General features: G+C 68.8%; 23 protein-coding genes. 12 read left to right on the top strand and 11 right to left on the bottom strand.

Features of this window, described 5'->3' with window-relative positions; translation table 11 throughout:
- Window positions 1-597: 597 nt before the first annotated feature.
- The 4 genes from ACFQ9K_RS09590 to ACFQ9K_RS09575 all read left to right on the top strand — a co-directional run bounded on the left by ACFQ9K_RS09590 (window position 598) and on the right by ACFQ9K_RS09575 (window position 6,754).
- Entirely contained in the window at window positions 598-2,538 is a 1,941-nt protein-coding gene (locus tag ACFQ9K_RS09590) for a potassium transporter Kup (RefSeq protein ID WP_378725763.1), read from the top strand.
- A 276-nt stretch (window positions 2,539-2,814) separates the two neighbouring features.
- Window positions 2,815-3,168 (top strand): CATRA system-associated protein, encoded by a 354-nt coding sequence (locus ACFQ9K_RS09585; RefSeq protein ID WP_378725761.1) that lies wholly within the window; start codon window positions 2,815-2,817, stop codon window positions 3,166-3,168.
- 8 nt (window positions 3,169-3,176) lie between these two features.
- Entirely contained in the window at window positions 3,177-4,889 is a 1,713-nt protein-coding gene (locus tag ACFQ9K_RS09580; RefSeq protein WP_378725759.1) for a CATRA conflict system CASPASE/TPR repeat-associated protein, read from the top strand.
- A complete protein-coding gene (locus ACFQ9K_RS09575; RefSeq protein WP_378983036.1) occupies window positions 4,871-6,754 on the top strand; it encodes a CHAT domain-containing protein in 1,884 nt (627 codons plus the stop codon). Before ACFQ9K_RS09580 ends, ACFQ9K_RS09575 begins: the two co-directional genes overlap by 19 nt.
- 19 nt (window positions 6,755-6,773) lie before the next feature.
- Here the strand turns inward: ACFQ9K_RS09575 and katG are convergent, their stop codons facing one another.
- Window positions 6,774-9,005: a catalase/peroxidase HPI gene (katG, locus tag ACFQ9K_RS09570; RefSeq protein WP_378724648.1), complete on the bottom strand. Its 2,232-nt coding sequence runs from the start codon at window positions 9,003-9,005 to the stop codon at window positions 6,774-6,776.
- 166 nt (window positions 9,006-9,171) lie between these two features.
- On the opposite strand from katG, the gene ACFQ9K_RS09565 reads away from it, so the two are divergent.
- Complete coding sequence (locus tag ACFQ9K_RS09565; RefSeq protein ID WP_378724650.1) at window positions 9,172-9,744, top strand: TetR/AcrR family transcriptional regulator; 573 nt, start codon at window positions 9,172-9,174, stop codon at window positions 9,742-9,744.
- Here ACFQ9K_RS09565 and ACFQ9K_RS09560 read toward each other — a convergent pair whose 3' ends face one another.
- Window positions 9,745-10,476: a thioesterase II family protein gene (locus ACFQ9K_RS09560; RefSeq protein ID WP_378724652.1), complete on the bottom strand. Its 732-nt coding sequence runs from the start codon at window positions 10,474-10,476 to the stop codon at window positions 9,745-9,747. It abuts the gene before it with no gap.
- 95 nt (window positions 10,477-10,571) lie between these two features.
- The gene (locus tag ACFQ9K_RS09555; protein ID WP_378724654.1) at window positions 10,572-11,171 is read right to left on the bottom strand and encodes an HD domain-containing protein; all 600 of its coding nucleotides are present in this window, start codon (window positions 11,169-11,171) and stop codon (window positions 10,572-10,574) included.
- A 151-nt stretch (window positions 11,172-11,322) separates the two neighbouring features.
- Here ACFQ9K_RS09555 and ACFQ9K_RS09550 point away from each other — a divergent pair, with 151 nt between their 5' ends.
- Entirely contained in the window at window positions 11,323-12,099 is a 777-nt protein-coding gene (locus tag ACFQ9K_RS09550) for a ferritin-like domain-containing protein (protein WP_378724656.1), read from the top strand.
- A gap of 65 nt (window positions 12,100-12,164) precedes the next feature.
- On the top strand, window positions 12,165-12,503 hold the full coding sequence (locus ACFQ9K_RS09545; protein ID WP_378724658.1) for a hypothetical protein: 339 nt from the start codon (window positions 12,165-12,167) through the stop codon (window positions 12,501-12,503).
- Window positions 12,504-12,542: 39 nt separating this feature from the next.
- Here the strand turns inward: ACFQ9K_RS09545 and ACFQ9K_RS09540 are convergent, their stop codons facing one another.
- Complete coding sequence (locus ACFQ9K_RS09540; RefSeq protein WP_378724660.1) at window positions 12,543-13,373, bottom strand: MerR family transcriptional regulator; 831 nt, start codon at window positions 13,371-13,373, stop codon at window positions 12,543-12,545.
- A 210-nt stretch (window positions 13,374-13,583) separates the two neighbouring features.
- On the opposite strand from ACFQ9K_RS09540, the gene ACFQ9K_RS09535 reads away from it, so the two are divergent.
- Window positions 13,584-13,922 (top strand): nuclear transport factor 2 family protein, encoded by a 339-nt coding sequence (locus tag ACFQ9K_RS09535; RefSeq protein WP_378724662.1) that lies wholly within the window; start codon window positions 13,584-13,586, stop codon window positions 13,920-13,922.
- Entirely contained in the window at window positions 13,919-14,758 is an 840-nt protein-coding gene (locus ACFQ9K_RS09530) for an SDR family NAD(P)-dependent oxidoreductase (protein WP_378724664.1), read from the top strand. The genes ACFQ9K_RS09535 and ACFQ9K_RS09530 overlap by 4 nt, the downstream gene beginning before the upstream one ends.
- A 34-nt stretch (window positions 14,759-14,792) precedes the next feature.
- Here the strand turns inward: ACFQ9K_RS09530 and ACFQ9K_RS09525 are convergent, their stop codons facing one another.
- The 3 genes from ACFQ9K_RS09525 to abc-f form a co-directional block, all read right to left on the bottom strand.
- Window positions 14,793-15,977, bottom strand: coding sequence for a macrolide family glycosyltransferase (locus ACFQ9K_RS09525; RefSeq protein WP_378724667.1), 1,185 nt, complete (start codon window positions 15,975-15,977; stop codon window positions 14,793-14,795).
- A 26-nt stretch (window positions 15,978-16,003) separates the two neighbouring features.
- Complete coding sequence (locus tag ACFQ9K_RS09520) at window positions 16,004-16,612, bottom strand: CatB-related O-acetyltransferase (RefSeq protein ID WP_378724678.1); 609 nt, start codon at window positions 16,610-16,612, stop codon at window positions 16,004-16,006.
- An 82-nt stretch (window positions 16,613-16,694) separates the two neighbouring features.
- A complete protein-coding gene (abc-f, locus tag ACFQ9K_RS09515) occupies window positions 16,695-18,302 on the bottom strand; it encodes a ribosomal protection-like ABC-F family protein (RefSeq protein WP_378724669.1) in 1,608 nt (535 codons plus the stop codon).
- 156 nt (window positions 18,303-18,458) lie between these two features.
- Here abc-f and ACFQ9K_RS09510 point away from each other — a divergent pair, with 156 nt between their 5' ends.
- Window positions 18,459-19,073 (top strand): TetR/AcrR family transcriptional regulator, encoded by a 615-nt coding sequence (locus tag ACFQ9K_RS09510; protein ID WP_378724672.1) that lies wholly within the window; start codon window positions 18,459-18,461, stop codon window positions 19,071-19,073.
- Between the two features lie 10 nt (window positions 19,074-19,083).
- Here ACFQ9K_RS09510 and ACFQ9K_RS09505 read toward each other — a convergent pair whose 3' ends face one another.
- Complete coding sequence (locus ACFQ9K_RS09505) at window positions 19,084-19,980, bottom strand: NAD(P)H-binding protein (protein WP_378724674.1); 897 nt, start codon at window positions 19,978-19,980, stop codon at window positions 19,084-19,086.
- A gap of 68 nt (window positions 19,981-20,048) precedes the next feature.
- On the opposite strand from ACFQ9K_RS09505, the gene ACFQ9K_RS09500 reads away from it, so the two are divergent.
- Window positions 20,049-20,867, top strand: coding sequence for a LysR family transcriptional regulator (locus ACFQ9K_RS09500; RefSeq protein WP_378724676.1), 819 nt, complete (start codon window positions 20,049-20,051; stop codon window positions 20,865-20,867).
- Between the two features lie 4 nt (window positions 20,868-20,871).
- Here ACFQ9K_RS09500 and ACFQ9K_RS09495 read toward each other — a convergent pair whose 3' ends face one another.
- A complete protein-coding gene (locus ACFQ9K_RS09495) occupies window positions 20,872-21,633 on the bottom strand; it encodes a MerR family transcriptional regulator (RefSeq protein ID WP_378983033.1) in 762 nt (253 codons plus the stop codon).
- Window positions 21,634-21,663: 30 nt separating this feature from the next.
- Window positions 21,664-22,479: an alpha/beta hydrolase gene (locus ACFQ9K_RS09490; RefSeq protein ID WP_378721145.1), complete on the bottom strand. Its 816-nt coding sequence runs from the start codon at window positions 22,477-22,479 to the stop codon at window positions 21,664-21,666.
- Window positions 22,480-22,657: 178 nt separating this feature from the next.
- On the opposite strand from ACFQ9K_RS09490, the gene ACFQ9K_RS09485 reads away from it, so the two are divergent.
- Window positions 22,658-23,593, top strand: a complete 936-nt coding sequence (locus ACFQ9K_RS09485; RefSeq protein ID WP_378721146.1) for a helix-turn-helix domain-containing protein — start codon at window positions 22,658-22,660, stop codon at window positions 23,591-23,593.
- Between the two features lie 27 nt (window positions 23,594-23,620).
- Here the strand turns inward: ACFQ9K_RS09485 and ACFQ9K_RS09480 are convergent, their stop codons facing one another.
- Window positions 23,621-24,025: a hypothetical protein gene (locus ACFQ9K_RS09480; RefSeq protein WP_378721147.1), complete on the bottom strand. Its 405-nt coding sequence runs from the start codon at window positions 24,023-24,025 to the stop codon at window positions 23,621-23,623.
- Between the last annotated feature and the right edge of the window lie 141 nt (window positions 24,026-24,166).

Below are 24,166 nucleotides of genomic sequence, written 5' to 3'. Positions count from 1 at the left end.
AACCAACCGGCGCCACGCGTCAGCGCGCGCTTGTACCCGTATGCACATCCGGTGACCTCGATCGTCGAGTAAGTCAGGCGCCAGCATGCACGCAGCGCTGACTACCTGTTATCCAATGGTGATGAACTAGCGACCGATCCGCGATGGGACTTGGGTAAAAGGTTACGTGAATTCATATGTCAATGCTGTGAATTCGCCACCGCTTCAACCGGTCTCGTCCTTCACCCGATTAAGCCCCGCTGTAGACCACCTCGACCGGTCGGTACGGGTCGTCCGTTCTCGCCGCTGATCTTCGCCACTGCCGCGACGCCGACCAGCGCGAACGCCTCGGTGGGTTCGGCTGCGCGACAGCTCTTCTCGGCCCCACACCGAGCCCGCCCTAACCCGGGAAGCCGTCAAGGGGGATGGTCATTTGCCAGCTCGTTGTCGCGGTGCGTGTCGAGGCCGCCTCGGGAAGTGCCGATCACCACTTCACCGCTTATGACGGGTCGCGGGCGTGGAGTGCCGCACGGCGGGAGATCGACGCGCCGCGTGGTTACAGTGACGAGGCGGCAAACCACGGCACGATGGGTGCGGGCCGGGTAATGAGGAGGCGGCATGGATGCGGCGGTCGAGGTGACCCCGGTGGTTCACGCGGGTGGTGGGAACCAGAAGGTGCGGGCCGCGGTGGTGGTCGGGGCGCTGGGTGTGGTGTTCGGTGATATCGGGACCAGCCCGATCTACACGATTCAGACGGTGTTCAATCCCGGCGATCCGCACCCGGTGCCGATCAGCACGGACAACGTCTACGGGGTGGTGTCGCTGATCTTCTGGTCGGTGATGATCGTGGTCACGCTGACCTATATCTCGCTGGTGATGCGGGTGAACAACGACGGCGAGGGCGGGATCATGGCGCTCATCACGCTGCTGCGGCGGCTGGGTGGTGGGCGCGGCGGCCGGGCCGCGACGCTGTTGGCCGGGGTGGGAATCTTCGGTGCGGCACTGTTTTTCGGCGACAGCATGATCACCCCGGCGATCTCGGTGCTGTCCGCGGTCGAAGGCCTGAAGATCGTGCAGCCCGGGTTGGAAGAGCTGATCGTGCCGATCACGGCGGTGATCATCATCGTGCTGTTCACCGTGCAGCGCCGCGGTACCGCGGCGGTCGGCCGGCTGTTCGGTCCGGTGATGATTCTGTGGTTCGGCTCCATCGGTGTGCTCGGCATATCCGGTATCGCCCGGCATCCGGAGATCCTGAAGGCGCTGTCGCCGACCTACGCGCTCGGTTTCATGTTCGGGCACTTCGGCATCGCGTTCTTCGCGCTGGCCGCGATCGTGCTCGCGATCACCGGCGCGGAGGCGCTGTACGCGGACATGGGCCATTTCGGCCGGAAGGCGATCACGCGCGGTTGGCTCGGGTTGGTGCTGCCCGCCTGCGTGCTGAGTTATCTCGGGCAGGGCGCGCTGATCCTGGGTGACGAAAGCAACGTCGGCAGCCCGTTCTTCCTGCTCGCGCCCGGCTGGGCGCGGTTGCCGCTGGTGTTGCTGGCGACCGCCGCCACGGTGATCGCCTCGCAAGCGGTGATCACCGGCGCGTATTCGGTGGCCTCGCAGGCCGCCCAGCTCGGATATCTGCCCCGGCTGCGGATCGCGCACACCTCGGAGTCGACCATCGGGCAGATCTACGTGCCGTGGATCAACTGGGTGCTGATGTTCTCGGTGCTGACGCTGGTGTTCGCGTTCCGCAGCTCGGCCGCGCTGGCCTACGCGTTCGGCATGGCGGTGACCGCGACGATCTCCATCACCACGCTGGTGTTCTTCTATCTGGCCCGGATCAAATGGAATACGCCGCTGTGGCTGGTCCTGCTGGGGGCGGTCCCGCTGCTGGCGGTCGACGCGCTGTTCCTGGCGGCCAACATGACCAAGCTGGTGCACGGCGCCTGGCTGCCGCTGCTGATCGGGCTGACCGCGTTCACCGTGATGAGCACCTGGGCCCGCGGGCGCGACGTGGTCACCCGCGCGCGGGAGGCGAAGGAGGGCCCGCTGCGCGAGTTCATCGACGAATTGCAGTATCAGGAGCCGCCGTTGGTGCAGGTGCCCGGTACGGCGGTGTTCCTCAACCGCGGCATGGAGACCGCCCCGCTGGCGATGCGGGCCAACGTCGAACACAATCACGTGCGCCACGATCACGTGGTGATCCTGTCGATCGATACGGTTCCGGTGCCGCGGGTGCCGGACGAGGAGCGCACCGAGATCGACGCGCTCGGCTACGCCGACGACGGAATCATCCATGTGACAGCGCATTACGGCTACATGGAGACGCCGAACATCCCGAACATCCTGCGGCTGCTCGACCCCGCGCAGACCGAAGGCCGGATCTCGGTCGACGACGCCTCCTACTTCCTGTCGAAGATCGAGCTGAAGCGCGGGACCGAACCGACGATGGCGGACTGGCGCAAACGGCTGTTCATCGCCACGTCCTACATCACCGCCGACGCCGCGGAATACTTCGGGTTGCCGGGGGAGCGGACCGTGATCATGGGCGAGCGAGTCGAGGTGTAGGTCGTTCGGCGGACACCGGATTCGGGCCTGCGTCAATACGCTGAGGGACTGTGCGGCGGTACCGGTCTGTCATCGTCACACCGCGGAGCTGACGCGGGCGCGGACGACCGTACGTCCGCCTCGCCGAGGCGCCCGATGTACGTCGTTTGGCGGACATCGCGCGTGCACCCGCATCGATAAACTCTTGGTACACAATGAGTTTCGTGGTTCACGGCGCCTTCCGGGAAGTCGGGCGCCGGAACACTCGGCGCAGTCCCGACGGTTGAGGTGAGTTCCATGAGTGAGTCCGTCGACGCCCCGCTACCACCCTTGCAGTGGGAGTCGCGGCTCGATGCGGAGACGCGCGAAGACATCCTCGGAGTCCTCCGGGACGTCGCGCGGTGGCATCTGCCGCCGTCCCGCTGGGAGCACGTGCTGGATTCGGTCGGGGCGCTCGCCGTGGCGCTGGCGAACGGCGACACGCTCGCCGTCCGGGAATCCATTGCCGAAGTCGAACTGCTTGGCCCGGTCCGGGCCACCCGCATCGGCACCGGTGACCGCGCGCCCGCACCGCATCGGATGCTGGATCGCGCGTACACGCTGGCGCATTCGCTGGGCGGGGATCCGGTCACCGCGGACGAGCAGGAGTAGGTGACCCGATGGACGAGAACGGCTTAGCCGACCAGGAATTGGTGGTGCACGTGTTCGCGCCGCTGGATGGGCCGCTGGCGGCTACCGCGCTTCAGCAAGTGCGCGCCATCTGGGCGCGCGGAGCGGAGCGGCTCGGCATCGATCGGCCGGTCGAATCCTGCGAGCTGCCGGCCGCGCTGCCCGAGGGCACAATTCGCGGCGGCGCCGCCAAGGCGCTGGCGCTCGCGGAAAACCGCACCGGCGACCTCCAGATGATCGCCCGGCGCGAGCACGACATCCTGAGCTGCTCGCTGGTGCTCGCGGCTCCGATGGATACCGAGCAGCGCAGGCTGCGCATCGGCTCCGCGATCGCCCCCGGCTGGCGCGAATTCGATCGCTGGTGGGGGCAGCTGTCGATGGACGGCGTGGACGCCCTCCTCGGCACCGCCGTGCTTTTCCAGGCGCAGCTGCCGGACGACGCGGCCGTCGCGCTCACCCCGATCATGCAGTCGGCGTTGCCGTTTCGGCTGACCGCGGAGCCCTGGCTGCGCCAGCCGAGCCCGCAGGCGCCGGCACTGGCGATGTGGGAGTTCGGCACGGTCGATACCGATCCGCACCGTCTCTTCGTGGTCGGCGCACCGGGTGGGCACGCCGCCGAGCTGAGCGCGTGGACCTGGAGCGACGGCGGCGTGACGCTGCCGCCGCTGCCCCGGTACCTCATGCATGCCGCCGCACTGCGCCACGCGGCGCGCGTCATCGGTGACGGCGCACGGCTGCGGGAGTTACAGCAGCAGGCCAAGGACCGGGTCGACGGATTCGCCATGTTGGTGGCCGCACCGATCACGGTGACGGCGGCGGCGCATCAGATCCGGGGCCTGGCGACCGATGAGCTGAACTTGGTTGCCACACTCGACGATTTGCAGGACATGCGGTACCGCGTCGAGATCGCCGAGCACAACATGAAACTCGCGATGCCGAGACCGTGTCCCGCCGATCACGCCCTCGCCGAGCTGCTGCCGCGGCGGGTCGGCCAGGCGACCCGCCTGCTCCAGACGGCGCTGGATCGAACCCAGCATGTGCGAAAACTGCTGGCAGACTGGAGCATCGGTCCCCAGGGTGCCGTCGGGAGGCCGGAATCGGTTCTGGCGGAACAGGTTCAGAACGTGAGCTCGCCACGATGCGCCCGGCCGACCGAGCTTCGACTCGGCTTCGCCGTGGACATAGCCGAATACCGCCGGCGTAGTGCCCCGGCGCGGCACGATGCCCAGCGCCGAGTGGCCGCTCTGGTCCGCGAGCTGGTGTGCGCCCTCGGTGTCGATCTCGACGAAACCGATCGCGGCGGCACCGGCGCCCGAGTGCAGGTGCTGCTTCCGGCGACCGTCGAAATGCATGCCGCGCTGCCGACTTTGCTACGCACCCTGCATGATCGGCTCGCCCACGACAACCGGCACCCGCGCGAGCGCCTGCGGCTACGCGCCGCGGTCGCCGTCGGCGCGTTCGGCCCTGGCGACGTCGGGTTCACCGGTGAGACGGCGATCGAGATCGGCCGACTGCTCGACAGCGCGCCGCTGTACCAGGCCTCGGCCGACCATCCGGACGCCGACCTCGAGGTCATGATCGCGGGCCGGTTGCACGAGGTCGTCACCGTCCCCGGCCGCCCGCCGCTGGACGCGTTCCGCTTCGAGCGTCGCCGCGTACGGACGAAGAACTACGACACGGACGGATGGTTGTGGATCAGGTGACCGGGGTGGTTCGGGACGTGTTCGAGCCCAAGCGGAACCGGGTCGACCCGGCGCTGGTGCGCCGGACCGAGTACCTGAAACAACGGGTCGCCCGCGCCGAGGAGGCCCGCACGCCCGACGAGGTGCGCGCCGCGCTCGCCGAAGTGAATCTGTTCCTCCTGGAGTTCGTGCCCACGCTGGGCGCCGACCTCGGCACGGCCCTGCTCGCCATCGATGTGCTGCGCTGGGCGATCATTCTGGAATCGCAACTGCCGGAGTGCAATTGGTACCGAGTGGCACTGAACTCGACGATGCACGCGGGCGCCTGCGCACAGGTGGTCAGCCAGTTCTGGCAGAACGACGAGGCGCAGCTGCCCCTGCGCGCGGCCAACCAGGTCGCCTTCGAGCTCGGCGCGTACGCGCGCCACCGCTGCTCGATGCCCGCGTTCGCGCCACCGCTGCTGGAGAACGTCTCGGGCAGCCTGTACCGCGCGACCCAGACCATGACCGCGATCCGCGCGGTCGAACCCGATCCGCGCAAACTCATCGCGATCGCCCAGGAGAACCAGCGGTGGGGCGCCCGGATCCAGTCGGCGGAATTCGGGGATCCGGGCGACCGGGACACCCGCATGATCAACCGGCGGCTGGAGGAGTTCCGCGTCCAGCAGGTCAAGGCCGTGGAAGCCGCACCCGCGCAACGGATCATGCTCGAGGCCGCGGCCCGGCACTGCGTTACCGAACTGGCCGCGGTCCGCGCGGCGCGCGATGTCGTCTACCTCGTCGCCACCGCGCTCGGCGGCGTCGCCTTCCGCACCTATAGCGACGCCGGACGGGTCGGCCGGACGGTCGGCATCGATCTGCCGCGGTTCACCAGCCAGCGGGTCTACGCGTGGCAGGCGCGGATCAGCGAGCTGTACCGGCGTCGGGACGACGATGGCCCGAGTGCGGCGGCGTCGGCTGATGAACTTACCGAGGTCCTGACCGAACTCGGCGAGGCGAGCCTGGCCGTCTTCCGTGTGCAATGGCCCGACCTGGCCGCCTTCGCCCTCGCCCCGGTCGGCGCCGCCGGCACGCTGCCGCTCGCCGGCGCGCTGGTGGACGGCAGGCCCGCGCAGCTGCACTTCGACCTGACCGTGGTGCCCGACGCCGGCATGTTGCTCGCTGCCACTTTGCATTCCAGGCCGGCGTCCCGCAATGCGGTTGTCGCGGTAGACCCTTCGACCGGCGTGGACTTTCTGCCGCAGGTCGAGTCGGAGGGTGCGGCGATCGCGGCCATCCACGGGACGCGTCCGGTGAACCTGAGGCCGAGCGGCGATCGATCGAAGGCGGTTGAGCCAGAACGTGTTCGGACCATGCCGCCGGGCAGGCAACGCGAGATCATCGACGATCCGGCCCGGTACTCGGTGGTCGCGCGCCCCGGCGGCGGCATCCTCGACGCCATCGAGAGCGCGGCGATCGTGCACCTCGCCTGCCATAGCGTGCTGGTGGAGGAGTCAGTGTTCAACTCGGTACTGCTCCTCGGCGAAAACCCAGTCTCGCTCAGCGAATTCCTCATCCGGCCGGTCGCGCCCGGCGGGGTGGTCGTGCTGTCGGCCTGCTCCGTCGGCGGAGTCGTGACCAGCCTGCCGAACGAACTGCTCGGCTTTCCAGCGGTGTTCCTGTCGGCCGGCGCGCGCACCGTAATCGCCTCTGCCGTACCGGTCGTCGACTCCGGGGCGACAATCGCCCTGCTGGAAGACCTGCATCGCGGCCTGCGCGCGGGCGCGGAAGGCGGGGTCGCCCTCCGGCAGGCCGTCGCGGCATCGGTCGAACGCGGCGACCCGAGCGTCATCTGGGCCGGATTCACCGCTTACGGAGCGGGTGGCACCGCGGTGACCGGCCCGTGAGCCGGTCACCGCGGGTCGTTCAGGCCAGGTCGAACCGATCGAGGTTCATCACCTTGTCCCACGCGGCGACGAAGTCCCGCACGAACTTCTCCTTGGCGTCGTCGGTCGCGTAAACCTCGGCCAGCGCGCGCAATTGGGAGTTGGATCCGAAGACCAGGTCGACCCGGCTGCCGGTCCAGGTGGACGCGCCGGTGCCGCGATCGACCCCCGTGTAGGTGCCCTCGTCGGCCGACGGCTCCCACTTCGTGCCCATGTCGAGCAGGTTCACGAAGAAGTCGTTGGTCAACGAGCCGGTGGCGGAGGTGAATACGCCCAGCGGCGACTGCCGGTAGTTCGCGCCGAGCACGCGCAGGCCGCCGACCAGCACGGTCAGCTCGGGCGCGCTCAGCGTGAGCAGGTTCGCCTTGTCGATCAGCAGGTACTCCGCAGGCAACTGGCTGCTCTTGCCGAGGTAGTTGCGGAAGCCGTCGGCGCTCGGCTCCATCGCGGCGAACGACTCGACGTCGGTCTGCTCCTGCGTGGCATCGGTGCGGCCGGGGGTGAACGGCACCTCGATGTCGTAGCCGGCCGCCTTCGCGGCCTGCTCGACCGCCGCACAGCCGCCAAGCACCACGAGATCGGCGAAGGACACCTTGGTGGTGCCGGTCTGGGCGGCGTTGAACGACTCCTGGATTCCCTCCAGCACGGGCAGCACCAGGGTGAGCTGGTCGGGTTCGTTGACCTCCCAGCCGCGCTGCGGCTGCAGCCGGATGCGACCGCCGTTGGCGCCGCCGCGCTTGTCGCTGCCGCGGAACGACGAGGCCGCCGCCCATGCGGTCGAAACAAGTTGCGCGACAGTGAGTCCCGACGCCAGGATCTGGCTCTTCAGTGCGGCGATATCGGCCGCGCCGATCAGGTCGCCGGTCACCGCGGGGACCGGGTCCTGCCACAGCAGCGTCTCCTGCGGGACCAGCGGGCCGAGGTAGCGGACGATCGGGCCCATGTCCCGGTGGGTCAGCTTGTACCAGGCCTTGGCGAACTCCTGCGCGAGTTCCTCCGGGTGGTCGAGCCAGCGCCGGGTGATCTGCTCGTAGACGGGATCGAAGCGCAGTGACAGGTCGGTGGTCAGCATGACCGGGGTGTGCGTCTTGCCGTCCACGTGCGCGTCGGGCACGGTGCCCGCGCCGCCGCCGTCCTTCGGGATCCACTGCCAGGCGCCGGCCGGGCTCTTGGTCTTCTCCCACTCGTAGCCGTAGAGGGTCTCGACGAAGCTGTTGTCCCAGGTCTTCGGGGTCGGCGTCCAGGCGCCCTCCAGGCCGCTGGTGATCGCGTCCTTGCCGACGCCGGTGCCGAACGAGCTGCGCCAGCCCAGGCCCTGCTCTTCCAGCGGGGCGGCCTCGGGCTCGGGGCCGACGTGATCGGCCGGGCCCGCGCCGTGCGTCTTGCCGAAGGTGTGGCCGCCGGCGATCAGCGCCGCGGTCTCGATGTCGTTCATCGCCATCCGGCGGAACGTCTCCCGGATGTCGGCCGCCGCGAGCAGTGGATCCGGATTGCCGTTGGGGCCTTCCGGATTCACGTAGATCAGGCCCATCTGCACTGCGGCGAGCGGGTTTTCGAGGTCGCGCTGACCGGAGTAGCGCTCGTCGCCGCCGAGCCAGGTGCGCTCGGGACCCCAGTAGACGTCCTCCTCGGGCTCCCACTGATCGACGCGACCGCCGCCGAAGCCGAAGGTCTCGAAGCCCATCGATTCCAGCGCGACATTGCCGGCGTAGACGATGAGGTCCGCCCAGGACAGCTGCTTGCCGTACTTCTTCTTCACCGGCCACAGCAGGCGGCGCGCCTTGTCCAGGCTCGCGTTGTCCGGCCAGCTGTTCAGCGGCGCGAATCGCTGCATGCCCGCGCCGGCTCCGCCGCGACCGTCGTTGATCCGATAGGTGCCCGCGGCGTGCCAGGCCATCCGGATGAAGAACGGTCCGTAGTGGCCGTAGTCGGCGGGCCACCAGTCCTGCGAGGTCGTCATGACGGCCTCGATGTCCTGCTTCACCGCGGCCAGGTCGAGCGTCCGGAACTCGGCGGCGTAGTCGTAGTCCGCGTCCATCGGGTTGGCGACGGCGGGGTTCTTCTGCAGGATCTTCAGGTTGAGCTGGTTCGGCCACCAGTCACGGTTGCTGCCGCCCTCGGTCGGGTACTTGAGGCGAGCGGTCGCTACGGGGCATCCGCCGACAGCGGGTTCCGTGTTGGCCTCTCCGATGGGCGGGTGGTCCTCGGGCACGGCAATTCCTTTCCTGGTACAGCGGCGCAGATCCAGTTTTATTGGATAAGTTCCAAAGTATTACTCATTCCAGTCTGGGCCGTGGCGGTTTGCGAAAACTGGCACCGACCACTTCGATGAGACATATGTCTATGACAAATGTCTAAGACGCTGATAGTCTCGCGGCATGGGAAATCGCGAAGACCTGTTGGCCGGAGCGCGCAAGGCCGTGCTCGAGCGCGGCCTGGCCAAGACCACCGCGCGCGATATCGCCGGCGCCGCCGGCGTGAGCCTGGCGGCCATCGGCTATCACTTCGGGTCGAAGGACCGGCTGATCACCGAGGCGATCACCGAGTCGATGGGCAGCGGGATCGGCGACGGGATGGAGGCGGCGATCCGGGCGGGCGGGGACGGACGCTCGCTGCGCGACGCGGTGGCGCCCACCTGGTCCGCGCTGCGCGAGGTGATCGAGAACAACCACGAGGCATTGCTGCTGAGCGCGGAGAACGCGCTGCTGGTCGCGCGGTCACCGGAGTCGCAGGAGTTCATGGTGCAGGCCACCGAGGACGCGATCGTCGACCTCACGGCGACGTTGCAGGAGGTGCATCCCGGGTTGTCCGACGAGCAGGCGCGGGCGGTGGCCACGCTCTACTTCATGCTCTTTCAAGGGCTGGCGATGACGCAGCTGATCGCGCCTGCCGCCGCCACGGTGGATGGCGATCAGCTCGCGCTGGCCGTGCGGACGTTGCGCGACCTGTGATTACCCGGCCAGCAGCGCGAGTACTTCGTCGAGGTGATCGGTGAGGAAGAAATGTCCGCCGGTGAAGACCGTCAGCTCGAAGCGGCCGGTGGTGTGCTCGGCCCAGGCGCGGGCCTCGTCGCGGCTCACCTCGGAATCGTCGGCGCCGGTCAGCACGGTGATCGGGCAGCTTAGCGGTAGAGCGGGGCGCATGCGGTAGGTCTCGACGGCTTTGTAGTCGCCGCGGAAGGCCGGCAGGAGCATCCGCAGCATTTCCTCGTCGCCGAGGACGCGGGAGTCGGTGCCGCTCATTCGGCGGATCTGTTCGAGGAGCGCGTCGTCGGGGTACCGGTGGACGTGCGCGTCGCGGTGCCGGGACGGAGCCATGCGGCCGGAGGCGAACAGGGCTTGCGGCGGCGCCCCCGCGGCGGATAGTCGTTGCGCCACTTCGAAACCCAGCGTGGCGCCGAGGCTGTGACCGAACAGGGTGACCGGCCGGTCCAGCCACGGGCCCAGGTGCTCGACCACCAGGTCGGCGAGTTCGTGGATGTCGTCGACGCAGGGTTCGGTGCGGCGGTCCATCCGGCCCGGGTATTGGATCGCGAGCACGTCGATCGCGGGGGACAACGCCTTCGCGACCGGAAAGTAGAAGGGGGCTGCGCCGCCGGCGTGCGGAAAGCAGACCAGCCGGGTCGCCGCGTCCGGCGCGGGGTGGAATCGCCGGATCCACGCACTGGTGTGCCCGATGCCCATTCGGCCCTCCCTTCGCGCGCTTCGATTCAAGCCGGTCGCACCGCGCCGGGTCGACCCCTATGCCCGGCGTCGGTAGGGGGTTTCGCGCCGTGTGCCTACCCGCGGTCGAGCGGGTTCGCGGCGACCCGCGTGGCTATTCCGCTGCGCAGGGCGGCGGCGGGTGCGGTGTGCGGTTTGCGCGCGGCCTGGGCCTGGAAGCAGGCGAGGAATTCCGCGGGCAGGCCGAGCCTGGGGTGGCGCTCCAGCACGGCGGCGCGGAACTCCGGTGCCACGGCGTCGGCGCCGCGCCCCGAGATGTCCACCGCCGTCGCGTATTCCAGCAGATAGCCCTCGGGGTCGAGCGTGACGTCGACGCTGTCCGCCATGTGCGCGACGATCACCGCGGACACGTGCGCCCGCCGCTGCACCGGCCAACCGGCGGCGGCGCCGAAGACCCAGGCCAGATGCCCACCGGAAACCTCGAACGAGAGATCGGCGTTGTCGAACTCCTCGACCAGGCCCAGGTCGTGCAGCAGCGCCGCGACATAGAGCAGTTCGGCGTCGAAGTCGATGCCGTCGACCTTCGCGTGCCCCGCCGCCCACAGGTACGAGCGGACCGAATGGTTGAACAGGGCGGGCGTGCAGTAGGCCGCCGCTACCTCGGTGGCGGCCCGGCAGGCCGCGGAATCAGGGATGGTGACATCGTCGAGGTTCACCGGATCATTGTGTCAGCGGCGCGCCCGGATTCTCTGCACAGGATCTCCACCTTCGATGCCAGGAACCGGCACAACCTTTGTCTAGGTTTGCCTCCACGGGGGTAACCCTGAAGCCCGCCGTCGCGGCGGGCCGACGAGTACGGAGGTCGGTATGCAGGATGTGGACGAATTCTCGCGGTGGGTGGCCGAATTCGAGGCGAAGCAGGTCGCGCGGGTCGCGATGGGGGATCCGGAATGGGCGCGCGGCGCGAATCTCGATGCGGCCGTGGCGCGTAGCGTGCAACGGTTCCAGGTCGGCGAGAGCGGAGACGGGGCGAATCTGATCGCCAAGGCCGAGGCCGCGGGCGATCCGGGCTATACCGCCGCGGTGCGATTGTTCGTCGCCGAGGAAATCAATCACGCGCGCATGCTGGGGTTGCTGCTCGATGCCGGTGGGTGGCAGACCATCCGCGCGCACTGGAGTGACGTGGTGTTCGTCCGGCTCCGGCGCGCGCTGGGTCTGCGGCTGGAATTGATGGTGCTGATGGTCGCGGAGGTGGTCGCGCTGCGCTATTACCGTGCGCTGCGGGACGGCACCGAGGACGCGTTGACCACACGGGTCGCCGGGTTGATCCTGAACGACGAATTGCGGCATGTGCCGTTTCACTGCCATCGGTTGCGGGTCGCGTTCGCCGGGTCGTCCCGCGCGGCCCGCGTTATTCCGGTGCTGCTGTGGTGGGTCGTGCTCATCGGCGCGACGGTGGTGGTGGCCGCGGATCACGGCACCGCGTTGCGGCGACTCGGCGTCCGCCGAACCGGATTCGTGCTCGACGTGATCGCCTTGTTCAAAGGGATTGTGCCGACCGCCGTTTCGGGCAATTCGGTCACGATGATCGGGCGCGGGCCGGTTCCGCTGCGGACGGCGCGGGTCAAGCGCTTGCTTCGCTGAGCGAGAAGCCCCGGCGCGCACCGGTTTTGGTTCCTCGGCCGGTCTCATCTGGCAGGGTGTCAGGTGTGACCGAATTCAGCGACAGGGGCAAGCTGATGTACCTGGTCGAAATCTCCGAAGGCGACCGGGGGAGCGCGGTGTGGTGGCAGGTGACCAATACCGGTGGCGCCGCGCAGGTGGCGGCGGCATTGGTCGAGATGGCGGTGCGGCTGGAACTCGAGCTGCCATACCACCCGAGTGAGGTCCGGTGCTGGTATCGCTACGAGGTCAGCTGGCCCGACGGGGCGATATTGGAAGGGTTCGAGGGTGCGGTCGAACCGTTGCTCATCCCGGACGACCTCCGGGCGCTCGCCCGGTCGGTCATCGCGGTAACCGTTCGGGACCGGCGGCGCCGAACCGAATGACCCGGGTCAGAAGCTCATGAATTGGGCCGGCGACTGCGCTCAGTTCGGCGGCGGAGCGGTGCTGAAGATCGGCCAGCAGATCTCCGTGGCGGTGAACGCGGTCGGATCCGCGGGCGTGCCGCCGATGTAGTGTTCGCGGATCGGCCCCTGGTCGCTGATCAGACGCTCGTTCGCGTATTTTCCCAGAGCCCCGTAGCTGCGGTCGATGTTCTCGTCGTGACCGCCGGGGTGGGTGAGCACGGCGAACTCGGCCTGCGGTAAGACCTCGGCGCGGATGCCCTCCGGCGGGGTCGCGGAGTGCGGCGCGGGTACGAACAGGCTGGCTTTGCCGCGTGATTCGAGGAACAGTGCCCGGTCGTAGAGGCCACCCGGTACGACCGCCGACGGCGCGCCTGCGGTCGTGGCAATCGCGTCGCGCAGTGTCCTCAGGGTCGTCGTGAACCAGCTGTCGATCTGGGACACCTCGATGGTGGCGCCGATCGACCACACGGCGAGCGCGGCTTCGCGGCGCACCTGCACGTGGGCGGGGGTGGGCGCCGGCGAAAGCAACTCCCGTAGCGCGCCAACGGTGTCCCGGGTCTGCTGCAACTGCACCTCCATCTGTTCGAGGTGAGTTGTGATGATCTCCGTGCGGGCCGCGGCGTCGTCTGTGCTCAGCAGCGCCTTGATGTCGGGAATGGACATGCCCAGGGCGCGGAACCGGCGGATGATGTGTGCGTGATCGACCTGGCCGGTGTCGTAGAACCGGTAGCCGGTGTAGGGATCGATGTGGGCCGGTTCGAGAATGCCGATGTCGTGGTAGTGCCGTAGCGCCTTCCTGCTCAAGCTGGTCATCACGGCGAAGTCGCCGATCGAGACCCGTGCGCCCATGCCATCCTCCTCTGTGTTCGGCCGCCTGCGGAAGGCGTGCGGCCATCCTGAAGTCTTCCCCTAGGGCAAGGTCAACGGCGTGACTCCGACGGTCCCGTCTCGTTCCAGCGTCCTCCCCGGAGAACCAAGGCCCGGCCGGCGGGGCACGAATACAAGATTCGCAGTCCGAGGGGTTGACCTTCCTCTTGGGGGAAGATTCACGGTGGGGTCATGACCACAGAATGGGATGCACTCCCGGACAACATAAAGACGTTCATGACCGCGCTCAGCACGCCGGCGGACGGCCGAGCGGTCGCCACGTTCACCGCCGACGCCGTCGTGACCGACGACGGCCGCACCTACACCGGCCGAGACGAGATCGGGGCCTGGCTGACCGCCTCGGCCGGCGAGTACACCTATACCTCCGAGTTCACCGGCGCGACCCAGACCGACACCACCATCGACGTCGGACAGCACCTGGCGGGCAACTTCCCCGGCGGGGTCGTCGACCTGCACTACCGCTTCACCCTCGACGGCACGTCGATCAGCCGGCTGGTGATCGAGCCATGAGCCGGACATGGTTCATCACCGGGGGCACGCCCGGCGGCTTCGGAGTGGCGTTCGCCGAGGCGGCGCTGGAGATCGGGGACCGCGTGACGCTCACCTCCCGGCGCCCGCAAGAGCTGGCCACGTGGGCCGACCAGTACGGCGACCGCGTTCTCGTGGTGCCGCTGGAACTCACCGATGCGGGGCAGGTGCGGCGCGCAGTGCGTGCCGCCGAGGAGCACTTCGGCGGCATCGACGTGCTGGTCAACAATGCCGGACGCGGTTGGTACGGATCGATCGAGGGAATGGATGAGTCCGCCTTGCGGGCGATGTTCGAACTGAACTTCTTCGCCGTGCTGTCCGTGACGCGTGCGGTGCTGCCGGGAATGCGCGCCCGCGGAAGCGGCTGGATCGTCAACGTGTCCTCGGTGGCAGGGCTGGTATCAGCGTCCGGATTCGGCTACTACAGTGCGACGAAGTTCGCCATCGAAGCCATCACCGACGCGCTGCGCGACGAGGTCGCCGAGCAGGGCATCTCCGTCTTGACGGTGGAACCGGGAGCGTTCCGCACGAACGCCTACGCCGGCTTTGCCGACGAGCCGGTCGAGGAGTCGATTCCGGAGTATCACGACCTGCTGGAACAGGTCCGTGCTGTCTTCGTCGGGATGGACGGTGTGCAGCCCGGCGATCCGCGCCGCGGCGCCCGTGCGGTGATCGCGGCGATGGCCCAGGACCCGCCTCCCCGCCGGCTGGTCCTGGGCAACAGCGGCTACGACGCGGTGGTCGATACGCTGGAGCAGCACCTGGCCGACCTCCGGATGAACGAAACGCTCTCCCGCAGCGCGGATTTCCCCGCCTAGTCGGCCGAGAAGGCGCCGAACCGGATAACCCGGGTCAGCGCCGGGCCTCGACGCGGCGCTCGATGAGGTCGGCGGCGCGCAGGGTGCCGCCTTCGGCTTGGGTGTCCTGCCGTAGCTGGGCGCAGCGGCGGGCCACGGCCGGATCGGTGGTGAGCGCGGTCAGGGCGGCACGAAGGTTCTCGGCGGTGGCGTCGGCGGTGTCGATGCGCCGGGCCACGCCGAGTTCGACGAGGGTGTCGGCGTTCATGAATTGCTCGGCGCCCTGGGGCACCGCGATCATCGGGACGCCGGCCAGCAGTCCTTCGCCGCAGCCGCCCATTCCGGCGTGGGTGAGGAACGCGTCCGCCCGTGCCAGGATGGCTCGCTGCGGAACCCAGGAGTGCACTTCGATATTGGCCGGGATGGCGCCGAGTTCGGTTGGGTCGGTGTACTTTCCGATCTGCAGGACGACGTGCCAACCGGTCAGGTCGCCGTACGCCTGGATGCACCGGCGATAGAACTCCGGCTGGCGGGTGTACGCCGAGCCGAGGGAGATCAGCAGGACCCGCTCCGCGTCCGCCGGGCGGGTCCAGGGTTGCTCAGCGTTGTGCGGGTTGAAGCAGGGGCCGACGAATGACACTGTGCCGGCGTCGGTGTCGTCGGCGTGCGGTTGCATCGCGCGGGGGATCAGCGCCAGCGCGGTGTCCGGCATGCCGGAGAAGGCGTCCACCTCGGTCGTGGTCGCCTCGGCGTCGGCGAGCCACCGGGTGAATTTCGCCCGGTACGCGTCGGCCCCCGGCAACCGCCGAATCTGCGCTGCCACTTCCTGTTCGTAACCCGTCCAGGCCACGAACGACGGCGAGAGCTGCACGAGCGGACGACCCTGCGCCTCGGCGAGCGCCCGACCGGCGTAGGCGCCGATGTCGTACAGGTAGAGGTCCGCGGCGTCGTGGTCGTAGGCGGCGCGCAGTTGCGGGAGGGACTGGATCGCGTTGTCGAGGAACAGGTCCATGGTCGCGACCGGATCCTCGGGCCAGCTGTTGTCGGCGACCGGCAGCGTGGACGTGCACGGGATCAGTTCGGCGCCGGCGCCGGTGATCAGGTCACCGACGACCGGGTCGTTGGCGTAGCTGACGCGATGACCGCGCGCCACCAGCTCACGGATGATCTCCAGGCTCGGCAGGACGTGACTGACGATGGGGATGCCGACCATCGCGATGTGGGCCGGGGGAGTGCGCATATAGGGGCCTCTCAGCTCAGCTCAGCTCAGTTCAGTTCCGCGGCAGCGGATTCGAGGTCGGCGATGTGGCCGGCCATGATGGTCCGCACGTGGGCGGTGATGTGCTCGACCGGCCAGTCCCACCAGGCCACCGCCAGCAGCCGGGCAATGTCGTTGTCGTCGAAGCGAGTTCGGATGAGCCGGGCCGGATTTCCGCCGACGATGCCGTAATCGGGCACGTCGGCGACGACCACGGAGCCGGTGCTGACGATCGCGCCGTGGCCGATCCGCACGCCGGGCATCACCGTCACCCCGTTGCCGAACCAGACGTCGTTGCCGACCACGGTGTCGCCGCGGTTCGGCAGGTCGGTGAGCAGGTCGAAGTGGTCGGTCCAGGAGCCGCCCATGGTGGGGAACGGGAACGTGGACGGGCCGTCCATCCGGTGATTGGCCCCGTTCATGATGAACCGGGTTCCGGTGCCGAGGGCACAGAACTTCCCGATGACCAGCCGCTCCGGCCCGTAGTGGTACAGCACGTTCCGGGTTTCGAACGCGGTCGCGTCGTCCGGGTCGTCGTAGTAGGAGAACTCGCCGGCCTCGATCAGGGGCGAGGTGAGCAGCGGTTTCAGCAGCACCACGCGCGGCTGGCCTGCCATCGGGTGCAGCACGGTCGGGTCTGCGGGAACGTGGTCGGGCACGGCGAATCTCCTTCGGTGCGTGGATGATCGGGGTCGGGCGTCAGACGCAGGCGCGGGCCCGCAGGTCGAGATGGGCGCCGCGCCAACGGGAACGCAACCGCCGGTCGTGGCTGACGATCACCAGGGCGCCCGGATAGTCGGCCAGGGCGTCCTCGAGATCCTCGACCAGGGCGGGCGAGAGGTGGTTGGTCGGCTCGTCGAGCAGCAGCACATCGACGGGTTCGATGACCAACCGCGCCAGGGCAAGTCGTTGCCGTTGCCCGCTGGACAGATCGGCCACGCGCGTGGTCAGCTGGGTGCGATCGAACAGGCCGAGCGACATCAGGCGTTCGGCGTGCCCGTCGGTGTCTCCCGTGCGACCGCGGGCGAAGGCGGCCAGCAGTGTGTCGCCGGGTTCCTCGGCCAGCGGCTCCTGCGCGAGGTAGCCGACCTTTCCACCACGGGTGACGGTTCCGCTGTCCGGCGCGAGCCTGCCCGCCAGCACGCGTAGCAGGGTCGTCTTGCCCGCGCCGTTCGGCCCGGTGATCAGCAGCCGATCGCCCGCGGCGACGGTGAGACTGGTCCGCTCGAGCCTGCCCGCGACCGCGATATCGTTGGCGTCCAGCAGGTTTCCGTGCGCTCGCCCGGCCCGCAGGCTCGGCGCGAAACGCAGCGGCTCCGGCGGCGCGGGCACCGGATCCGCGAGCAGCCGCCGCAACCGCTCCTCGGCATTGCGGACCCGGCCGGCCAGCGATTGCTGCACCCGCCCGCCGGCCCGGTCGTAGGCCATCTTGTTGTTGTCCTTCATCGCCCGGCCGGGCGCGACCTGGCGGGCGGTGGTGGCGGCGGTCTCGCGGAGTCGGCCGATATCGTTGCGCCACTGCGCATATGCCTGTACCCACCGCTGCCGCGCGGCCGCCTTCTCGGCCAGAAATCCCGCATAACCGTTGCCGTAGCGGATGATTCGCCGCCGATCCGAGTCGACCTCGAGCAGGCTCGTTGCGACCCGCTCTAGGAAGGTCCGGTCGTGGGAGACCGTCACCGTCGTGCCGCGGCGGGTCCGCAGATGATCTTCCAGCCAGGTCAGGGCGTCGTCGTCGAGATGATTGGTCGGTTCGTCGAGCAGCAACACCTCGGACCCGGCCGCCAGCACGGCGGCCAGCCGCAGCCGGACCTGTTCGCCGCCGGACAATCCGCCGACCGTGCGCTCGCGATCGACCAGACCCAAACCGAGCCCGTGCAGCGCACGTTCCACCCTGGCGTCGGCATCGTAACCGCCGCGGAGTTCGAAAACTGTTGTCAATTCGCCGTATTCGGCCAGCCCGGATTCGTCACCGGCCGCCATCGCGACCTCGATGCGGCGCATCCGCTGTTCGATCGAGCGCAGTTCGCTCAGCGCCCGATCGATGACCTGCCGCACCGTCATCCGGGGCGGCAGCTGCTCGTCTTGCGCGAGATAACCGACACCACCGTCGGCCTGGACGACGATCTGGCCGGCGTCGGGCACCTCGCGCCCGGCGAACATCCGCAGCAAGGTGGTCTTGCCGGATCCGTTCTCCCCGATGATTCCGGTGCGCTCGCCCGCGGCGAGCGCGCAGCTCACCTCATCGAGAACGAGTCGGCCGTTGAAGGACTTGCTGACCGCGAGCGCGGTGATCTGGGTTGGCATATGCACACTCCGAAGCATTCGAGGACGCGGTGACCTGGGACCGCAGGGCCGGGTGAACACTTCGAAGGAGCATCGGCATAACCTCACTTAGTGCGACAACTGTTGCATTAAGATAGCGCTACCGTCCCACCCCGTCAAGCAATCGGATGCCCGACCATGAATTCCGCACCGTCCCCCGACCAGCTCCGGCCCCGGCCGGGCGGCCGAACCGCCCGAATCCGCGACCAGGTCCTCGACGCCGTCCGGGCGGAATTGACCGAACACGGTTACGACGCGCTCACCGTCGACACCGTCGCCGCGCGCGCCGGGGTGCACCGCACCACGGTGTATCGCCGCTGGCGCGATGTCGGCGGCCTGATCGCCGACGTTTTCGCCGCGGCGAGCGATATGGAGTGGCACCCCCGCGATACCGGCACGTTGCGCGGCGACCTGGCCGCACTCAATCAGGAGATCCAGGACTCGCTGACCGAGGAATCATCGATCGCCGTTGCGCTGATCGCGGTTTCGTTCCGCTCGGAGCCGGCGGCCGACGCGCTGCGGGGTCTGTGGGAGGACCGGTACGCGCAATCGGAGATCATCATCGAGCGCGCGATCGACCGCGGCGAACTCCCGCCGCGCGTCGACGCGCGCGCCCTGCTGGTCGCCGCGACCGCCCCGCTCTATCACCAGCTGGTGCTGCTGCGCACCCCAGCCGACCCGCGGCTGGCCGAACACGCGGCGGACGCCGCCACGCTCGCGGCGCGGGCGGGAGCATTCGGCGAACCGTCCTGACCGGCAGCGTTCAGCCCTGAACGGCCGGCTTCAGCACCTCCTCGCACCACTCGCGGAAGGTCGTCGGGCTCGCGGTCTCCGGGCTGCGCCGCACGCCGTGGTCGAGTCCGGCGTCCTTGGCGCGCATCATGTCGATGAACCCGGTCACGAATGCCTCGCCGGTGCCGTACTCGGTCATCGCGGCGCGGAAGTCGTCGACCGATTGCCGTTCGTAGCGCACCGGGCGCCCGAGCACGTCGGACATGACGCGGGCCTGGTCGTTCGGCGACAGATCCGCCGGGCCGAGCACCGGGACCTCGCCGAAGCCGGTCCACGAACGGTCCAGCAGGAGACCGGCGGCGGCCGCGGCGATGTCCCGGGTGGCGGCCGCCGGGGCCTTGCGGTCGGCGTCGACGATTTCGGTGAACACTCCGTTGTCGCGGATCGAAACCACTTGCCGCAGTAGGTTGTCCATGAACGACGGGTTCGCCAGTGCCCGGTAGGCCACGCCCGTGCTCGCGATGAGGTCGTCCGTGGCCAGTGACGCGGTCACGTGTCCGGCGTGCGCGGCGACGGGGGTGCCGCGCCCGAGCGCCGAGACCCCGACGACGTGTCCGATTCCGTGGGCGGTGAACGCCTTCGCGGCCGGCCGGGTGAAACCGGTGAACGCGGCGTCGAGGCTCGGTGTCCGTGGATTCGGCGGGACCAGCCAGAAGACGGCGTCCGCGCCGGCGAACGCCTGGTCGAGGACCGCGGCGTCGCCGTGCGAGCCGGTCACGACGTCGACGCGAGCGCGGACCGCGGCGGAGAGCTTCGCGGGGTCGCGCACGATGACGCGCAGTTCCTCTGTGCGAGTGGAGTTTTCGTCGAGCAGCAGGTTCAGCAGTTGGCTGCCGATATTGCTGGTCGGTGCGGTGATGACGATCATGGTTCGAGTCTGCGGCGGGGCGTCCGGTGCCGTCCAATACCCTTTCCGAAAATTGATACCCTAAAGGTATGGATTTGGATCTGCGCAAACTCCGCTACTTCATGGTGGTGGCCGAGCGGCGGCACTTCGGCCGGGCGGCCGAAGAGCTCTACATCGCCCAGCCGGTGCTCAGCCGGCAGATCCGGGCGTTCGAACAGGAGCTGGCCTGCACGCTGTTCGTGCGGAGTACCCGCAGCGTGGAATTGACCGCCGCCGGGCAGCAGCTCTACACGGAGGCGCCGGGGATCCTGGCCACGGTGGACGCGGCGGTGCGGCGGGTGCACGACGTGGAGCGGGATGTCCGGCGAATCGGGGTCGCGTTCTCCGCGGGATTGCCTGTGTCCGAAGCGATTCGGGCGTTCGCGGAGCGTTATCCCGAGGTCGAGACCGACCTGGTGCCGGTGCACTGGAGGGATCCGGCCGCGCCGCTGCGCGACGGCCGGGCCCAGATCGGTTACCTGCGAAGGCCGTTCGACGACGCGGGGTTGCGCACCGTCGCGATCGGGCACGAGTGCCGGGTGGCGTGCCTGCCCGCGCGGCACCCACTGGCGTCCCGTGCCGAGCTCACCCTGGCCGATCTCGACCGGGAACGAATGCTCGACGTACCGACCAGGCGGACGGGCTCACTGGAGGAGAAGTTCGAACTCATCGCCGCGGGGCGGGGGATCGCGCTGCTCCCGCTGAGCGTCGCGGTGTCCTACGCCCGCCCCGACCTCGTCCATGTACCGGTCGCCGACGCCGACCGAATCGAGACGTGCCTGGCCGTGGCCGCGGACCGGCACGAGCAGGTGCTGCGCGACTTCTTGGAGATCGCCACGGCGACGCTGCGAGCGCGAACGGCCGCGTGACCGTTCAGCGCCGTTCGAGCCTGGTCCAGCCGGACCAGCCGCGTTCGCCGAGCAACTCGATCAGCCGGCGGGCAGGCGGCGCGGCGTCGACTGCCAGACTGTCGAGCAGCGCGGCCAAGGATGGCTCGATGGCGCCGCCGACGTAGTCCTCGCCGTGTTCCTCGGCCAGTCGCGTGAGGTAGCCGGCGATCTGGTCGACCAGTTCGATCAGCATCGGGTCGTTGTCGGTGCGGTCGAGGGCTCGGCTCAGGGTGCGATAGAAGTCGATGAGCGGCGGGTGGGTGATCTGCTCGCGTTTGCGCGCGATCAACTCCGGGACGAGCTCGGGTGCGCGGGCGGCGAGCGGGATCCAGCCGTCGCGTTCGACCTGGACGATTCGCTCGTCGACGCCGATTTCGCGCAGGTGGTCGAGAAACTCGACCACCTGCGCGGGCAACGCGAGACTGTCACCGGCGGCGAGGCGGGCGATCCGCTCCCGGTGTCGTTGGCGCAGGCGGATTTCCGCGCGCAATCGCTCGTCGATCTGCACGACCGCCGCGGCGAGCTCGTCCGGGTCGGCGGCCAGCAGCTCGTGCACGCGCGCCAGCGGGACCCCGGCGTCGGCGAGCGTCCGGATCTTGATCAGCTCGACCACGGCGGCGGCGGGGTATCGGCGATAGCCAGCGTGATCCCGATCGGGTTCGGGCAGTAGCCCTTTGGCGTGATAGTGCCGTATCGCGCGCACCGTTACTCCGGCATAGGACGCCAGTTCGCCGATGGTCAGCATGGGACCAGTCTTCCGGAGGACGGGAGCCGTTCACTCGGTGCGGGCATGTGCGCTCCGGATGATCCGGGCGATGTCCCCGGCGTGGGTGACGACCAAGGCATGTGTGGCATCGAGCGTGGTGCTGGAGATATCCGGCCGTTCGCGCAGCAGCCGGTCGAAGCCGGCCTGCCAGAGCCGGTTGTGCCGCGGTTGCCTGCCTTCGGTGCCGTCGCCCGCCATTGACGCCGCCTGAATCAGCTGGATCGGGCAGTCGATCGCGCGGTAGCGGTCCAGGATTCCGGGCCCGACCACGTCCAGCTCGAGGTCGAGGCCGGATCGAAGCGTGTCCAGTTCGAGGTTGAGGTCGAGGATTTCCGGCGCGGTGAGCAGCATCCGGCTCGGGGTGCTCCGTTCGGCCATCTGCGCTGTGTACTCCCACAGCGCGCGGAATTCGGGCAGGTCGGCCGCGGTGATGAAGGGAGCGGGTATCGGGTTCGCGCCGTCGATGATCACGAGTGCGCCCACGGTGCCGGGATGCGCGGCGGTGTAGTGCACGATCAGGTCCGCGCCGTAGGAATGGCCGGCCAGCACCGGCGCGGACAGCTCGAGTTCGGCCAGCACGGCGGCGAAGTCGGCGAGGAACTCCGCGAAGGCGTATCGGTCGCCCGCCGACGAACGGCCGTGCCCGCGCAGGTCGAAGGTCACCACCTCGAAGTCGCGCCGCAATAGCTCGATGAGTTCGCGCAACTCGGCCTGGGTCGAGGTCAGGCCGGGGCACAGCACCAGCGGTGGTCCGTCGCCGCCGCGCGACACCGGGATCCGCACGCCCGCCCGGCGGACCGTGAACTGGTCGGTATATGTGTTCATGCCGCCCACACTGGACGATTGACCCAGCGTCAGGGTCAACCCGCGTTTCGGATTGCCACGGCCCAGTTCGATTGGAATGATCCAATTTAGCGATACCATCGAGAATGGATGGGTGTGGTTCGCGGCGGTAACGTCCGCGGCTCCCGCGGGTCGACTTCCACGTTCGGAGAAGAAGCTCATGGTGGCAGAAGCGCGTCGGATCAGCGTCGACTCGAGTGTCGCGGAACGCGGCCCGACGGCGCTCCGCATCGCGGTCGGCGGCCAACTGCGCAAGCTGCGCGAGGCGTGCGGCATCACGCCGCAAGCCGCGGGCGAACACATTCGCGGCTCGCACGCCAAGATCAGCCGACTGGAGCTCGGGCGGACCGGGTACAAGGAACGCGACATCGTCGATCTGCTGGACCTGTACGGGGTCGCCGATCAGGAACAGCGGACGATGTTCATCGACCTGGCGCGCAAGGCCAACGAGCCCGGCTGGTGGCATCGGTACAACGACCTGCTGCCGTCCTGGTTCGAGACCTACCTCGGTCTGGAGGGCGCCGCGCGCACCATCAGAACCTTTGAGGGCCAACTGGTTCCGGGTCTGCTGCAAACCGAGGACTACGCCGCCGCGGTCGTCGCCGTCGGCTATGAGAACTCGGAGGTGGCGCGCCGCTACGAGCAACGCAATCAGCACCAGAGCCTGGACCTGCAGGCCGCCCGCCGGGTGCAGTTGCGCACCGAGCGGCAGAAGATCCTGAACGTGCGCGGCGGCCCGACCCTGTGGGCCGTCGTCGACGAGGCCGTCCTGCACCGCCCCGTCGGCGGCCCGAAGGTGCTGCGCGCGCAGCTCGAACACCTCGTGGAAATGTCGGACAAGCCCCACGTCACCATCCAGGTCCTGTCCTACCGCTCCGGCGGCAACGCCGCCGCGGGCAGCTCGTTCACCATGCTCCGCTTCGCCGAAGCGGAACTTCCCGACGTCGTCTACCTCGAACAACTCACCACCGCCCTCTACCTCGACCGCCGCGAAGACATCCACCTCTACCGCGAGGTCATGGACCGCCTGGCCGTCCAGGCCGAAACCCCCGCCGCCTCCCGCGCCCTGATCCTGGAAGCCGCCGAGCGCCTGTAAGCCGCACGTCACCGCCGGTGACGCCGCTCAATCCCACGCGTAGAGATAGATTCGGCGGGTGCTGGTGGCGATGAGGGTGCCGGTGGGGTCGCGGAGTTCGGCGATGCCGGTGTTCTGGGGGTCGCGGGTGGCGAAGAAGGGGGTTCGGTCGGGGCGGATGGTGATGGGGTGTTGGTGCCATTGGGTTTCGCCGTCGCAGGTCACCGGGGAATTGGCGGTGGTGCCGGTGGCGGTGGGGTGGCCGGGTTTGACGGCGGTGAGGTGGACGGTCAGCGTCCAGTGCGGTTGGCCCTTCGGGCAGTGGACGTCGACGTAGACGGTGGCTTTGCCGCCGGAGACGTAGCTGTCGTCGTGCAGCCAGACCGGGTCGGCGGGCGCGGTCGGTAGCGCCGAGAGCAGGCCGGTGACGAGCAGAGCGGTCAGGGAAGTCATCGCAGCAGCCCTTCGGACGCGTCGTCGAGCGACGCACGGTGTCTGTCAATTATCGGTCACAGCAACTTGTTTCACGCCTCCACACCAACTGGGGAGCGGCGTTCGAGGGTGCGCCGGCTCGCCGCGGTCGGCGCATCACGC

Origin of the sequence: Nocardia sp. NPDC056564 (assembly GCF_042793755.1) — a bacterium.
Classification (GTDB): Bacteria; Actinomycetota; Actinomycetes; order Mycobacteriales; family Mycobacteriaceae; genus Nocardia.
Note: the sequence above shows the minus strand (reverse complement) of the source record. Positions and strands in the feature narration are given on the sequence as shown.